General features: G+C 59.4%; 3 protein-coding genes. All 3 read right to left on the bottom strand.

Annotated elements, in window-relative coordinates:
- Positions 1 to 28: 28 nt before the first annotated feature.
- The 3 genes from CUJ86_RS04325 to CUJ86_RS04315 all read right to left on the bottom strand — a co-directional run bounded on the left by CUJ86_RS04325 (position 29) and on the right by CUJ86_RS04315 (position 16,588).
- Complete coding sequence (locus tag CUJ86_RS04325; RefSeq protein ID WP_165394774.1) at positions 29 to 5,569, bottom strand: PGF-pre-PGF domain-containing protein; 5,541 nt, start codon at positions 5,567 to 5,569, stop codon at positions 29 to 31.
- Positions 5,570 to 5,884: 315 nt separating this feature from the next.
- Positions 5,885 to 8,125: a DUF3344 domain-containing protein gene (locus CUJ86_RS04320; RefSeq protein ID WP_165394773.1), complete on the bottom strand. Its 2,241-nt coding sequence runs from the start codon at positions 8,123 to 8,125 to the stop codon at positions 5,885 to 5,887.
- Positions 8,126 to 8,254: 129 nt separating this feature from the next.
- Entirely contained in the window at positions 8,255 to 16,588 is an 8,334-nt protein-coding gene (locus tag CUJ86_RS04315; protein ID WP_130646343.1) for a NosD domain-containing protein, read from the bottom strand.
- Between the last annotated feature and the right edge of the window lie 25 nt (positions 16,589 to 16,613).

Raw genomic sequence — 16,613 nt, 5'->3', positions numbered from 1 at the left:
CACGCTCAGAGCAAAAAAAATGGTGTGTTCATTTTCTCCTGAGGATCAGGAGGGCCCCGAGGGCAATGAAGGGCAGAGCCCAGAAGACCGGGCTCTGGGCCGGGGTGGTGGCCGGTGCCGTGGTCGCCGGCACCGTGGTTGCCTCCGCTGCCGGGGCACTCGTGGTCACCGGAACCGGGGTGGTTTCTGCCGGGATTGCGGCACCCTTCACGCCGACGATGGCAAAGTACGAGAAGCCCGGAGTTCTGGCGGTGAAGTACGCCTTCCCGTCCCGCTCCTCGACAAAGGTGGTCTCAAGTGTCTGCCAGGCGCCGTCGACCTCATGCATGAGTGCGACGTCCGCAGTGGTCAGACCGTGTGCCGTCAGCCATGAGGATTCGACGGCGAACGTGAGTTCAGCACCGGCAATCGATGCAGAATCAGCACGATATACGGTGATCTGCTCGATCTCATATACCTCTCCGTCCGGCATCGCCATGCCTGTCGGAAGGCCGGCCTTCTGAACCGTCAGGAGCATGCCGGAGATCTGGTCCTTCGCATCGACGGTGATGCGGGCGATCGAAGTGTCCGTAATGCTGAAGGTCATCGATCCGCCTGCCGGGATCGAACCCGAGACTGCGGAGGCCGAGGAACTGCCGCCGCCGCCCGATGAGGGGACGGGTGTCGGAGTGGGAGTCGGTGTGGGTGTCGGCTGGATTGACACGCCGCCGACGGCGAAGTAGGAGAAGCCCGGCGTTGTTGCCTCGAACCATGCCGCCCCGTCACGGGTCTCGACGTAGGTGGTCTGGAGTTCGGTCCAGGTATCGTTGTGCCGGCGGTAGAGGATCACATCTCCAACACCGATGTTGTTGGCCGAGAGCCAGTCGGTCGGAATGGAGAAGGTGATCAACGCCTCAGCGATGGCCTCCTGTGCCGACGGATAGACGACGTGCACATAGGAGTAGACCGTTGCGTTGGGTGTGCCCTCCGATGCCGGCGGTTTGGCCACGGTCGAGACGGCGAACTCGGCACCACTGATGTCGGACGCCGCCTTCAGGGTGATGTTCGAGAATGTGCTGTTGCTGACCGGGAAGTCCTTCTCGTCCCCTGCCGTGATGTTTCCGGTCTCGATGACTTCTTCCTGTCCTTCATTCGGCGGGATGAAGGCGATCCTGACGACGTTCTTGACCGCCTTACCGTTGCCGGAGACATTGATGCCGACCAGCTTCAGGGGCCATGCCGAGTCTTCGGCATCGATGTGGTGACCATCGACGCTGTTCGCAAGGATGTAGTTGTTGTTCCGTGCGATCTCCTGACTGGTGAAGGTCTGCTCATAGCCGTCGCCTGCAATCACATGGATGGTGTAGCCCATCGCCGCCATGGTGTCGTTGAAGGCGGCGCCGGAGTGTTCGTTGTCGTCGTCCACCCATCCGATGATCCGCCAGAAGGGCATGCCCTCCCACACACGACCCTTGGTGTCCGTGTAGGTGGCGCGGTGACTGGCCTCGCAGGCGATGCCCTCCTCGAAGTAGTGTTTGCTCATATCGGTGGAGATGGTGCCTTCGAGGGAGAGGCTCCAGTCCTTCTCGGGGTGATAGATCTTCACCGTTGCAACGTTCCTGGCCGAGATGCCTGCCGCCGAGGGGTACTGGATGCCTTCGTTCCAGTAGTAGTGCCAGTAGGCCTCATCGAGACAGAGACGCATGTCCTCGTTGCCAAAGATCGTATCGGGTGTGGTGAAGTAGAGGCGGTAGCCGTTTGCGTAGTCGGGTATGTAGCCCTCATCCGCCTTGTACCAGGCAAGGATGGCCGTGCCCTGGCGATCGAGCGGCGAGTAGATGTTCGTATAGTTCATCTTTGTCTTGTAACCGTCGGTCGCCTCGAGAACAATCTCGGTACCCTCAGACATGCCGCCGACGAGGTCACAGAGGTCCTTGATCGAGGTGCCCATTACGGCGCCGAAGACCTTGCCCGGGATGGCGTTTTTGTCCTCAGCCGGGTTCCAGAGGTCATCGGGGTCGAAGGTCGGGCCCTGGAAGTGATAGACAGTCTCGCCGTCGCCGTAGACCGGGAGGTTCTCCTCCATCCAGGTGTAGTCGACGGTGATCTCGTCGATGATCGTGGTGCCGTCGGCATCATAGCTGACGACATGGATCGTCGGGATCTCGGTCGGCTTCTGGAAGTCGGTCAGTTCGATCGAGGCGATGGCGCCGACACTGTTGCTGCCGGAGACATCCGATCCCACCAGCCTCAATGGCCAGGGGGCCTTGCTGCCCTCCTGAGAGAGCGGGGTTCCGTTGAGCGTGTTTGCAACGATATAGTTGTTGTTCCGTGCGAGGTCCTTGCTGCTGAACTCCTTGGAGTAGCCGTCACTGGCGGTGACGATCACCGTGTAGCCCGCAGTCGCTACGCCATCATTGAATCCGTCCGAACCATGGGGGATGCGGTCGTCCACAAAGCCGCAGAGTTCCCAGAGAGCAATGCCGCCCCAGGTCTCACCGGTCTCCTGGTTCGTCCAGGTCACGGTGTGGTGCGGACAGGCGACTGCCTCCTCGAAGAAGGCCTCGGTGCAGGTGTAGTCGATCTTCCCGAGCAGCTGGAGATTCCATTCGCCCTCTACCGGGGGCGCCGGGATCAGGTTGACGAGGTCGATCTCGGCGACGGACTTCACCTTCTTGGGAACGTCGTCACCGACGAGCTTGAGCGGGTACGAACTGTCGGTCTCCGGGATCGGCTGACCGTCCATCAGGTTCGCCAGGATGTAGCCGTTGCTCTCGGCGACCTGAACGCTGCCGTACTCCTGCGACCATCCGTCACTTGCGATCACCTTTATGGTGTAGTTGGTGGCGGCCAGCGCGTCGTCGAAGGTCCAGTGGTCGGTGGTTTCCAGGTTGTCGGAGACACCCACGAGGTACCACAGGGGCACACCGGTCCAGACGATGCCCTGGTTGTCCGTATAGTTCACGCCGCCGTGGCAGCCGAACTCCTCGAACTCCTCCTGGGTGATGGTGTCGTTGACCACACCGCAGACCTTCAGGGTCCAGCCCTCAGAGGGGTCGGGCAGCCCGACGAGTTCGATCGAGGCGATGCCGCCGACGAGCTGACCGGCACTGGCGTTCGCCCCCTTGATCTGGAGCGGCCAGCAGGGTTTGTTCTTGTCACCGATCGTCTCCGGCAGCACCGATCCATTCAGGGTGTTTGCCAGAATGAAACCATTGTTGCGGGCCATCTCGGCACTCGGGATATTGACCGAGTAGCCGTCGCTGGATGTGACCTTCACCGAATAACCCTCGGCTGCAAGGGCGTCATTGAAGGTGTAATGGCCGCCGGACTCGACATCATCGACCATGCCGACGAGGTACCAGAGGGGCATGCCCTCCCAGACCGCGGAATTTTCGGGGTCGGTCCATGAGGCGCCATGGCCGCAGGTGATGCCACTCTCGAAATAGGCCTTTGTAACCGTGACATTCTGTGCCCCGCCCATCTCGAGGGTCCAGTCCCCGGGTGCGGCTCCGGTCTTGACCGTGATCAGCACGGCAGCCTCAGCAGTGGTGGCGTTCGCAGTGTCAGCACCGTAATAATAGGCCACCTTGTCGCCGTTTACGAGGGCATAGACGTTCAGGCCCTCGGTGGACGGGTTGCCGTAGTCGTCGAGCAGGTTGCCGTTGACGTAGCAGACCCAGCTGTTCCCGCCCTTCACATAGGGGTATGCCCCGATGTCGTTGAGGAGCAGGATGCCCATGCTGTCCCACTTCTTGTCGGTGACCGCATAGGTGAAGTTACCTGCCGTAGAGGCAGTGTCGAGAACACCGAGCGGCGTGCGCACCGGGATAGAATAGTCGCTGCCCTCGGTAGAGGTCACAGTCACATTGCCGTCCCCGATAGTGAGCTCGCCGCTGTAGATGATCTCGGCAGCGGTCAGACTGGCGGTGATCTCAACGGTCGCCTCGGCCGTTTCGGCGGTGACGCCGTCTGGACCATAGCAATAGACGATTTTATCTCCGTCCTGAAGGGCATAGACGTTCAGGCCCTCGGTGGTCGGGTTGCTGTAGTCGTCGAGCAGGTTGCCGTTGACGTAGCAGACCCAGCTGTTCCCGCCCTTCACATAGGGATAGGCACCGATGTCGTCAAGGAGCAGGATGCCCATGCTGTCCCATTTCTTGTCGGTGACCGCATAGGTGAAATTGCCGGCCTGTGCGGCGGCGTCAAGGGCTCCGAGAGGGGTACGCACCGGGATCGAGTAGTCATTACCCTGTGAGGAGGTCACGGTCACGTTACCTTCGGGGAGAGGGAGAACTCCAGAGTAGAGCACATCGGGTCCAGAACTGGTGGATACGACGATGTGAACCGCCGCTTCGGCCGTCTCAGCCGTCACGCCGTCGGCGCCATAGTAGTAGTCAACCACATCCCCGTCCTGAAGGGCATAGACGTTCAGGCCCTCCGTGGTCGGGTTGCCGTAGTCGTCGAGCAGGTTGCCGTTGACGTAGCAGACCCAGCTGTTCCCGCCCTTCACATAGGGATAGGCACCGATGTCGTCAAGGAGCAGGATGCCCATACTGTCCCATTTCTTGTCGGAGACCGCATAGGAGAAGCCTTCACAATCCGCGACCGTGTCAAGGGCTCCGAGAGGGGTACGCACCGGGATCGAGTAGTCATTACCCTGTGAGGAGGTCACGGTCACATTCCCCTCACCGAGACTGACCGTGCCGTTGAAGAGAACGTCGGTCTCAGGTGCACTCACGACATACCCGCTCGGCTTTGAGCTGGCGGCGGAAACATCGTTTGTCCATCCGCTGCCGCCCTTGATCGGGAACTCTGTATAATCCGCGGAGAGACGGTAGGAGTATGCATTGAAGGCAACGATCTCGCCATCACCCAGGTTGCTGATCGAATACTCGATTCTGGCCAGACCATTATCGGTCAGGGAGTCGATCGCATCGATCTTCGCCGGGTTGAGAGCGCCCACATGGAGGTCGGCAAACAGGAGCTGGAAGGTGTTGTCGGCATCGCTCATGTCCTGCCCATAATGGACAGGGAGGGGTTCTCCGGCCTTGTATGGCTTCCAGGTCTGCGGACCGTAGGTGAAGTTGTCCTTTGTGAGGGTCAGGTCCACCGCACCGGTTTCGTAGGTGATGTCACCGTCGGTGAGGGTGTGATAATCGGAATCGATGATCTCGCCCCAGGTGTAACCGCTTGCATTGATCTCCACCGAGAAATCATCCGGAATCGTGCCGTTCACGGCGATCATCAGGAGGATGTCCTGCGACCCGCCCTTGCCGCCGGTGTCGGCGACATAGAAGGTGCCGGACTGCTCATCCGTGGTGGTGACCTGCCCGAAAGATTCCGAGGTGTTGGTGGTGATATGGAGTGCGTTCAGGCCTCCCCCGGCAAAATAAATCATATATGTGCCGTTTAATGGGGAGTCATACTGTACCGGCGGGTTTGCGACCTCGATGAAGATGACATCTTCATCAGGAAGCTCCGCCGCAGACACCGGTGCGATGGTGCAGACCATCAGCAGCAGAAGGGCGGCAAAAACTGCCACCACCCCTCCTGCACCGGCGTCCCTGGTGGGTGTGGTTATTTTCATCATGCGTCACCTGTCAGTGAGATTGAAAAGCACGATCCGGACCGAGAAAGTCAATAAACACCGTTAAACTGGCCCCGATCGATAACAGGATTGTATTATCTTCAGGACGCTATAAGAATGTTTGGTTAATCGACAAAAGTAAGCGAGTTTATTTTACATTTACTCATTTGTCGAGCAGTTAATAATAAATATTTTACAGGAACTCTGGCCAACCCGGGAAATCGGAGGATTCTGGAGGGTAATTTCAACAGAAAATGAAGAAATGAGGTCTGCCACCCCCACCCATCCGCGGGTATGGCATCCAGAAAAAAGCGATCAGCGTCGTTTCGCCAGGATCAGGATAGCACAGGCGCCGAGCGCCACCATCACACCCATAGGAGACTGCTGAACGTCCGTATCTACGGGGAGCGGCGTTGCGGTTGCTGTCCCCCCGATCGAACCCCCCGATGCGACAGAACCGATGGCCAGCAGGGAGGCGGTGACGGCGTCGGCCAGATACTCCTCCTCTCCGTCCGCATGACCGAGGTGCTCTGTCCTGAGGGAATGCCATGCCCCGTCCCGGTATTCCTGCAAGGATATTCCATCTGCATCGATCCCCTGTTCCGAGAGCCACGATGCGGGGACATAAAACCGGACGGTCATATCCAGAGGGGCGGAGGATCCGCCATTCAGGTTCAGCATCCTGTAGGCATACACCGTCCCTTCCGCCGCCGGCACCCCCGCGGGACGTTCCGTGCCCCCGACACTGACGCTGGCCGGTGCACCACCAGGTGCGGATCGGACCGTGATCTTGGAGATCACGGCGTCTTCGACGAGATAGGAACGTGCACTTGCCTCTCCGCCCCAATCTGAACCAGTTTCAGATATGTCCATCTCCCCGCCGGCATAGACCAGGAGGAAGAGACGGGTGACAAACGCTGCCTCCGGTCCGGCGTCGGTAGCCGCCGATGCGGCGTTCGAGGTGGGGAAGACGGCATCGGCGATCAGGTGTTCTGCACTCATGACCGCCCCCTGTCGCACGAAGACGCCGCTCCACTCGCGGTCATTGAAGCCGATGGTGTCGGCGGAGGCATCGTGATCTGTCCCGGCGGTGCTGATCACCTGCAGGCGGCTGTCACTGATCCGGTCCATATCGCCAGGACCATCAAAGAACACCCGCGTCACTGCATCCCCCTCGAAGACGCCTCCGGCGATGTCCACACCGATGGCATCGCAGCATTCTGCAACAGCATAGGTGATGGACGGAAGCGCAGGGTCTTCGACAGTGAGCAGAAGGGCGCCGCCATCACAGGTGAAGACAGCATCGCCGCTCCCGGTGTTCCGGACCATGAGGTTGGTGCCGCCGCTTGCGATCGATGCCGGATCGGTCTTATAGATAAGGGTGGCGGAGAGCGGGGCATGGTCCCCTCCCTCACGGTCGGTCAGGGTCCGTTCGGGCGAAAGGTCCACGCCGCCGATTGAAACCGAAAAAGATGGTTCGGTCCCATATCCGGTCCCTTTCTGCTGTGAATGGGAGAGAAAGAGGTAGAGGGTCGCCTCCCGCACCGTCCCGTTCACGTCTGTCGCCGGGAGAGGGAGGGGTGCGGCACTGCCGGCTTCGAGGGGGGCCACCGTCCCGGCGATCGGAAGCAGGGAGACGCTGCCATTGAGGGTCGACGGCGATCCGGCACTGTTCTCCTGACCGAGATATCCGGACTCGGTGGTGCCGCCCGAACCCCCGGTGGAAAAATCCCCGGGGGATTCCGGAACCCCCATCACGGCATAACCACTGCTGCCCGCCCCGGACAGACGGTTTGTCCAGGAGATCCCCTGACCCTGATTGGACTGGTTGCACCACCCATAGGTGCTGAAGGATGCAAGCCCGTGGAGGTTTTCGATCTCGTATTCGATCTTCACCGCTCCGTTGTCGATCATCTCCGGGATCATGGCGTTTGCACCGAGGTTGCCAGTGTTCAGGTCCACAAACACCAGCTGGAACGTATTGGAGGTGTCCGACATGTCCTGTCCATAATAGAGAGGATAGTTCCCCGGGGCGTTGTCCCCTGCCGGTTTCCAGGTCTGCGCTCGGTATGCAAAGTCGCTCCTGGTGATCGTTCCTTCGTAACTCCCGTCGATATATTCGATCTCATCGGTTGTTGGAGGCTGGTTCAGGACCGGCGTCGGAGTCCAGCGGTAGCCGCTCGCCCTGATGTGTACGGCAAAATCGTCAGATATCGTTCCGTTGACCGCAATCATCAGGATCATGTCATCGTCAAAACCTCTGCCACCGGTGTTGGTCAGGTAAAAAACACCGGAGTGCTCCTCGGTGGTCGTCACCTGCCCGTAGGGTTCATCGGGGTCGGTGGTGATATGAAGGGCGTTCAATCCCCCTCCCTCGAACTTAAAGTATTTCGTCAGCCCATTGGAGAGGATCAGGTCGAAGTTCTTAGCGCCTGGCATCTGGATCCCGCCGATATCGTCCGCTGCTACCGGAGCGATGCAGAACGCCGCCATGATCAGGACCAGAATGGCGATTGTGCACCATCCAATGTGAGGTCGTTTGTTCAATATTTTCATTTTAATCTCCTTTTTCATCAGAAAAGGTGTAATCAACAGATCCTCATATCTCAGGATGCAATATCAGCATTGCCATTTGAGAATAGTACATCGGATCCTGTTGACACGTTCCGCAAAAAAAGAAAATATTCAGTGTTTCCTCAGGAGGAAAAGGGCGCCAATAGCGACAACCGCAACGAACCACGGGAGGGGCGACGGCTGCGGCGTGGTCGCCGCAGCGGTGGTTCCGGTTGCAGACGTCGTCATCGACACTGCTGCGGTGGTCGTTTCGGCCGCGGGTTCTCCGGCCTCGGCCTGGACACTCTTCTCTACCGCAATGGCGAAGTACGAGAAGCCCGGCGTTTCGGCGGAATAATACGCGAACCCATTTTTCTCTTCCACGAAGGTGGTGGGGAGAGTCGTCCAGGCGCCGTCGACGTACCGCAGCAGCACGATGTCGTCGGTTGTGAGGCCGCGGGCATCGAGCCAGGACGTCGGGACGGCGAACTCAATCGCCGCCGAACCGATCGCCGCAGTGTCGGCACGGTACAGGGCGATCTCCTGGATCTGGTAGGTCGCCTGCACGGGCGCCTCGATCTCGGACGGCAGAGACACCGCCTTCACGGTGATCAGGAGATCGCCGATGTCGTCCTTTGCTGTGACGCCGATCTGCTTGACCGCAGTCTGAGTCACGGTGAAGGTTCTGGTCGCACCGGCAGGGACGGAACCGGCGAACGAGGCGACGTTCGAGGAACCGCCCGAAGACGAGGAGGAACCGCTCGGGGTCGTGGAGGCGGAGGCCGCAGCCAGACCGAAGACCGAGAGGCCGTTCGGCGAATACCCTTCAAATATCAGGTTGCCGTCGGCGTCGAGGCCGATGTAGGTTGTCGCCAGCACTTCCTTGGTGCCGTCCTCCGCGGACCTGATGATCGCAACCGCATCGACGCCGCCGTGGGAGTCGACCCAGGCCTGACTCACGGCCATGCGGATCGTGGCGTCGGATATGTCCTGTCCGTTTGTGAGGTTGGTCTTGACGATGTTCAGCGTGTAGGCGACGGCGTCAAGGTTCAGACCGTCCGCGGTGGCGGCGAGCTGGAAGGCGCTCATGGCATCGGCCGAGACGTTGGCGGAGACCGTTGTCTGGACGGCGGCGCCTGCCGGGATACCGGTCAGGTTCGCCTCAAGGGAGGCGGTAACCGTGCCGAGTGTGTCGAAGAGGGTGGTGACCGGGGTGGTGTTGAGGGTGATGCCGGCGACCGTGCCGTTCACGGTGCCGTTGCCGACGCTGGGAGCGCCCTCGGTCTCGAGGATGAGGCTGAATGTATCCTCTTCTATCCGGATGGTGTTGCCGGAGACGGTGGCGTTGACGGCGGTGGTGTTGACCAGGACCTGCCGCGTGCCGTTGCCGTTATCCGTGATGTTGCAGCCCGGAACATTCAGGGGCGAGTCTTCAGTCTGGTCGCCGTGCGGCGGGGTCACCGTCACCGCGGCGGTGCCGAAGACCTCACCGACCGCGGCGCGGACCGTGGTGGTGCCGACCTTGCGAGCGGTGAATATGCCGGAGGCGTCGACCGTGCCGACGGTGGCGTCGGAACTGGTCCAGGTGAACGAGACACCGGGGACGGTGTTGTTATCGGCGTCGTAGGCGGTGGCGACGAACGCTTGCGTCTCGCCGTGGGTCAACGTCGCCGAGGTGGGCTCGACCGTGATCGAGGAAATGTCGGCCGTGACCGCGCTGGGATCGATCCTGACCTCGAGCTGGTCGACGTAGAACCCGATGGCGCGGCCGGAGTAGGTGCCGGGGTCGAAGTGGCTCTCGATTCTGAAGGTATGGTTCCCGGTCTCGTAGCCGGTGATGTTGATAGTGTAGGTGTTCCAAGGGCCCTTAAACTGGCCGACCGGAAGGGTCTCGACAGTCTCGTTGTCGATGAACGCCTTGAGCCACGAGTATGTCCCGACACCGTTAGTAGCAGAGTCCTGATACGCCCTGAACCTGAACTGGGCGACGCCGTCCGGGAAGTCAATGGATCTCTCGGCATAGGCATCGCCGGCGATCGCCGGGGTGCCGATGCTGTATGATCCCTTGTAGACGACACCGTCCTGGAGAGCGGTATTGAAGAGAGTCCAGCCGTCAGTCGACTCGCAGGGGTCGGTCCAGACCGTCTCAAGAACGGTCTTGTTCACGACCGCCTCGGCCGTGCCCCGGACAAGATAGGACTGTCCCGTGATCGTCGTCGTGCCGGCGTATTCCGCACTGAACAAGCCGCCGCTCGAGATGGGGCCGACCCGTTCGTCACTGCTGGTCCACCTGAAGGAGGCGCCCGTCATGACATTCCCGTTCTGGTCGTAGACCGTGCCGGAGAACTGCTGCGTCGTCTCGCCGGGGAGAACGACTGAAGACGGGACGATCTCGACAGTCGCCGGGACCGGAATGTCGCCGTAGGGCTCGCCGAAGTAGGCCTCAGCCGGCAATACGAGAGGATAGGAATCGGTGTTGTCAGTGAAAAGGCTCACACCGGTGTCGCCGATGCCGTTGCCGTCCACATCGTCAATCGGGAACCCTGCTCCCCAGTAGTTGCCGATCATTCCGGTATAGGTAGCGCCGTTGTAGGTGTAGGTTACCGGCTCGGGAGAGTTCCAGGTGTTCGCCACTTTTAGAGAGGTAGCAAACAGGGCCGAATCATTGACAAACGAATTTGCAAAGAACGTGTTGCCAGTCACCGAGTCGAACGTCATAAAGAAGGCATATTCATTGTCCATCACAATGTTCCGGTCGAAACGGCTGTTTTTGCAACCCATCAGAAGGAAGCCATACTGGTTCCCGGAGATAAAATTGCCGGTAATGACGTTGTTGCTGCAGTCCGTAGTCGTATAAATGCCCCTTTGGCCGCCGCCCGAGCAGGTATTGTTGCTGATGACACTGTCTATCGTATTCTGCAAAATGATACATGAACCGTATGTCTGCAGGTCAGTAATGATATTGCCATCAATGCGCATGCCGCTCACAAATAATACATCAATGCCGATTTTTTTGTCCGTGATGACGTTGTTGGCAAAGGTGCACATGGAATTAGAGCGAGAGTAGATGCCGTATGAACCGCTCCCGCTGAGGCTGAAGCCGGATACCATCGTGTTGTTGGCCGAAATGCTGACAGCGTACTTCTCGGTCGAGACCACATTCGTTGTCTCGGGTCCGTTTTCCGACCTGAGGGTGAGCGACTTTGCGATGGTGAGGGTCTCGTTGTAGGTGCCGTCACGGACGATGATCGTGTCGCCGTCGGAGGCGGCGTCGAGGGCCGCCTGGATGGTGGTGAAGTCAGCGGTTCCGTCGTCATCGACATAGTAGGTCGTGCCCACAGGGACCGGACCATAGACGGTGTAGGCGTCGAGCGTCTGGATGAGCGGGTATGCGTCGGTTATCTCTCCTGCGATGGTGTAGGCTTCATCACCGATGCCGTTTCCGTCTGCGTCGGTCCCGGTATAGTTCGACCCCCAGTAGTTGCCTACCAGTGAGGTGTACCTCTGACTGTTGTACAGATAGGTGATCTCCTCCGGGCTCTGCCAGTTCTGGGCATGACCGTTGTCATCCAGAACCGGGACCGCATTGCCGGTGATGTCGTTGAGATAGATGTCGCTCGTCCCGCCGCCCTTCGTGATCTTGAAACCGGCGGCATTTGCACTGACAATATTTTCGCGGATGGTGGTATGGTAATTGCTGTACCAGAGATAGATACCTGCATCGCCGTTTGAAGAGATGTTGTTGTAAGCGACGTCTGCTTCATCGGCTCTGTTCAGGATCATGCCATACCCGCCGTTGTTGGTGACGGTGTTGTTGGCGACGATTGTATCGTCGACAGCATAGATCCTGAGAGCGGCCAGATTGGAGCCGGCGTTGTTGCCGGTGACGGTATTATAGGTGACGGTGTTGTTGTGCGCAAGGTGGGGAGACGTAGAACTGGAACCATAGCCGTTCAGATAGACGGCATAATCATTCCGGGTCATGGTGTTCCGGGTAATGGTGTTGTTGTCTCCACGGTAGACGTACACACCCCTTCCGGTCTTCGATATTGCGTTCTCCTCAATGGTGCAGTTGTCTGCATAGTTCAGATAGATACCAGAGGTCGCCAGACCTTCGCTTCCCTCCGGCGTTCCCATCACGGACAATCCACTGAGGACAACATGGTCCACAGTGATACTGATGACAGCGGCTGCCGGATCGGCGGCTGTGACTACGGTATTTTCAGGGCCGTTCTCTGAGCGGATCGTAAGGGTTCTGTCGATTGCGATATTTTCCGCGTAGGTGCCGTCACGGACGACAATGGTGTCGCCATCGAACGTCGCATTGACCGCAGCCTGGATGGTCGTGAAATCTCCTCCACCGGAGGCATCGACGTACAGGGTGACCGGGCCGTCGGGGTGGACGGTGATGTAGTCTGTCTTCACCTCGGAATCGCTGCCGACGGCGTTCGTGACCGTGAGGTTCACGGTGTAGGTGCCGACAGCAGTGTAGACGTGGGCCGGGTTTTGTTCGGTTGAATCGACGATACCATCATTCTCAAAGTCCCATGTCCACGAGATCGGGCTGCCGGTCGAGAGATCGGTGAACTGCACTGACAGTGGAGCGTCGCCGCTCGTCACATCCGCCGTGAAGGCTGCAGTTGGTGCATCAGGTTCCGGCCCTGTCCCTGAGAAGTAGGTCTGCCAGCGGTTGACAAGCGGTGCGTTGTCGACCTGGTTGGTGCCAATGGTATACGCCGCATCGATGACGCCGTTGCCATCGGCGTCATCGCCGGTGTAACTGCTGTGATAGTTCCCGAGCGGGCCGGTATACTGTGTCCCCAGATAGGTATAGTCGATGGATGAAATTTCCCACGCCATAGCCAGGGGTTTGGGATTGTTCAGGAACTGGAACAGGTCCGCCTTGTTGTCAATGAAGTCATTGAGGAAGACCTGGTTGTCGTCAAGCGTACACCGCAGCCCAATTGCCGGCGCGGTATTGTTCGCAAACGTGTTCCGGGCGATGGTGACACCCGAGCACCCGTCGAACCGGGTTGCCGCATTCTGCGTTCCACCGTTCGCCTCGAAGGTGTTGTTGGTAAACGTATGGCCGCTGCCGGTTACCAGCATGAACCGGGTGGGGTTGTTCTCGAATACATTGCCCTCAACCGCGACGTTCTGGCCGGAAATAGCAATGGAGTGCTGGCTGGAGAAACCGGTGAAGGTACAGTGCGCTACCGTGCTCTCTGCACCGGAGACGCTGAATGATCCACTGGTGAACCCGATACCCTCGATGACCGTGCCGGCACCGGAGAAGGCAGCGCCGGTCGGGGTGACAGTCACCACGTCCGCACCCTCACCGGTGAGGGTGACCGTCTTTGCAAGAGGTGTGCTCAGGGCATACGACCCGGCGGAGACCAGAATCGTGTCGCCGTCGTTCAGGGACGGGCTGGCAAAGGCAGAGTCGAGATCCGTGAAGTCACATCCGGACGCACCGACGGTCACGGTCTTTGGTGCCGGTGCATCGGGGAAGTAGGTCTGCCAGCGGTTGACAAGCGGTGCGTTGTCGACCTGGTTGGTGCCAATGGTATACGCCGCATCGATTACGCCGTTGCCATCGGCGTCATCGCCGGTGTAACTGCTGTGATAGTTCCCGAGCGGGCCGGTATACTGTGTCCCAAGATAGGTATAGTCGATGGATGAAATTTCCCACGCCATAGCCAGGGGTTTGGGATTGTTCAGGAACTGGAACAGGTCCGCCTTGTTGTCAATGAAGTCATTGAGGAAGATACTGTTGTTGTCAAGCGTACACCGCAGCCCAATTGCCGGCGCGGTATTGTTCGCAAACGTGTTCCGGGCGATGGTGACACCCGAGCACCCGTCGAACCGGGTTGCCGCATTCTGCGTTCCACCGTTCGCCTCGAAGGTGTTGTTGGTAAACGTATGGCCGCTGCCGGTTACCAGCATGAACCGGGTGGGGTTGTTCTCGAATACATTGCCCTCAACCGCGACGTTCTGGCCGGAAATAGCAATGGAGTGCTGGCTGGAGAAACCGGTGAAGGTACAGTGCGCTACCGTGCTCTCTGCACCGGAGACGCTGAATGATCCACTGGTGAACCCGATACCCTCGATGACCGTGCCGGCACCGGAGAAGGCAGCGCCGGTCGGGGTGACCGTCACCACGTCCGCACCCTCACCGGTGAGGGTGATCGTCTTTGCAAGAGGTGTGCTCAGGGCATACGACCCGGCGGAAACAAGGATGGTGTCTCCATCGTTCAGCGACGGGCTGACAAAGGCGGAGTCGAGATCCGTGAAGTCACATCCAGATGCACCGATGGTCCAGGTTCTCGGTTCGGGGGAGACGACCGTGATAGCAGACGTACCTGCGATACCGAGGTGGTTCGCCGTCACATTTGTTGTGCCAGCGGCGAGGGCGGTGAAGTTGCCGTTCTCATCGATGATCCCCACGGTTTCATCCGAACTCATCCATGAGAAGATGAGACCGGAGATTACGTTGTTCAGGGCATCATAGGCGGTGGCGGTGAACTGCTGCACGTCACCGACGACGATCTCGGTAATCGTCGGTTCTACCTCGATCCTGGAGGGGACCGGACCGGTGCCGGCGCCGATAACCGAGTAGCCGCTGGTCGTCTTGGGCGCCAGCACGGCGTTGGTCCAGGCGATCATGTCGTCGCCGTTGTTCGAATTCTGGCAGTAGGCGTAGACGTTGAAGGCCGCAAAGGTCTCCAGATTCTCGAAGGTGTAGTTGATCCGTACCGCACCCCGGTTCTCCAGGTCGGCATTTGGTCTGAGCACGCCGGCGTTCAGATCAATGAACATTATCTGGAAGGTGTTCTCCGCGTCGCTCATGTTCTGACCGAAATAGATCGGGTAGTCGAAGCCGTTGCCGGTCGGTTTCCAGATCTGCGGCCCGTACCTGAAGTCGTCCTTGGTGAAGGTCTCGTTGAGGGTAAAGGGCTGGTAGGTCACGGTGTCGAGGGGCGGGGCCTGGTTGCTCACCGGGTTCGGTGTCCAGGTGTAGCCGTCGGCTGTGATGTGGAGCATGAAATTGTCCGAAATCGTCCCGTTCACGGCGACCATCAGAATAATATCATCTTCATAGCCCTTGCCTCCGGAGTCGGTCGCGAAGAAGGTGCCGCTCTGGTTTTCAGAGAGCGTCACCTGACCAAAGTTGCTCACCGGGTCGGTAGAGATGTGCAGGGCGTTGAGGCCGCGGTCGTAGCCCTCGAACCTGAAATTATAGGTGTTGTTCCCGAAGGCGTTGTACTTCACGCCGCCGTCGTTGGCAACTTTGAAGAAGACGTTGTTGTAGTCGGGGAGGGGCTGCGGGCCCGAGGGCGCGGCGGTGACCGTCACCTCGGCCGTACCCTCGACCATACCGTTCGCCGCGGTGAGCGTGGTCGTGCCGGCGGTCAGAGCGTTGAAGTATCCGGTGGCGTTCACCGTGCCGACCGTCTCGTCAGAACTCGACCACGCAAAGGAGATATCACTCATTACCTCGTCGTCGCCGTCATAGGCGGTGGCGGTAAACTGTATCGAATCGCCGATCTCGGCGTCAACGCTCGCAGGGGTGACCGCAATCGAGGTCAGCACCGGCGGGATGCCGATGACCGCATAACTGCTCGCGCCGACAGCAGTCTCGCCTGCAGCATTCACCCGGTTGGTCCATGAGATGCCCTGCCCCTGGTTGGCGGCAAGACACCAGCCGTAAGCGTTGAACGAGGCGAAGGTCTCCAGGTTCTCGAAGGAGTACTCCACCTTTGCAGCGCCGTTGTCGGTGAGACTGGTGCCGAACTTCGAGGGATACATGTTCCCGACATCGAGGTCGATGAACATCAGGCTGAAGTTGTCGCTCGTGTCGGCGACGTCCTGATACTCGTAGAGCGGCAGACCGGGCGGAAGATAGGGCTCAGGGTTGCCCGGACCGGGTTTCCAGGTCTGCGGACCGTACAGGAAGTCCTCCTTCGTGAAGGTTTCGTCCACCGCACCCTCGACATAGGTGTAATTCGTCGGGATCTGGTTGGTGACAGCGGAGGGCGTCCATGTGTAGCCGCTCGTCTTGATGTGCACGGCGAAGTCATCGGGGACCGTGCCGTTCACCGCAAGAAGGAGGACGATCTCGTCGTCAAAGCCGCGGCCGCCGGTATTAGAAACATAAAAGACACCGGACTGGTCGCTACTCGTCGTCACCTGTCCTTGGGCATCGGCAGCATCGGCGGTGATGTGAAGCTCGTTCAGGCCACCACCGTCGGCCTTGATGTAATACGTGTTGTTCGGTCCGACGAACGCCGCACCGTCAAGGTCGTACTTCACCCCGTCGGCATTCGAGACTTCGACGAATACGTGGCGTGTTTGTTCGAGGGGATCGGCCGAAGCCGGGGCGATACTGAAGAGAAGAAGCAGGAGGAACGTTGCGGCGATCCACCGCATGAACCTTCCGTCTGTTCTGGATGATCTGGTCGTCATGTACGCATTCACCTACTATTTCGGG

Source organism: Methanofollis fontis, from assembly GCF_004297185.1.
In the GTDB taxonomy this organism is placed as follows: domain Archaea; phylum Halobacteriota; class Methanomicrobia; order Methanomicrobiales; family Methanofollaceae; genus Methanofollis; species Methanofollis fontis.
The sequence above is the reverse complement of the archived record's forward strand: the minus strand, read 5'-3'. Positions and strand labels throughout refer to the sequence as shown.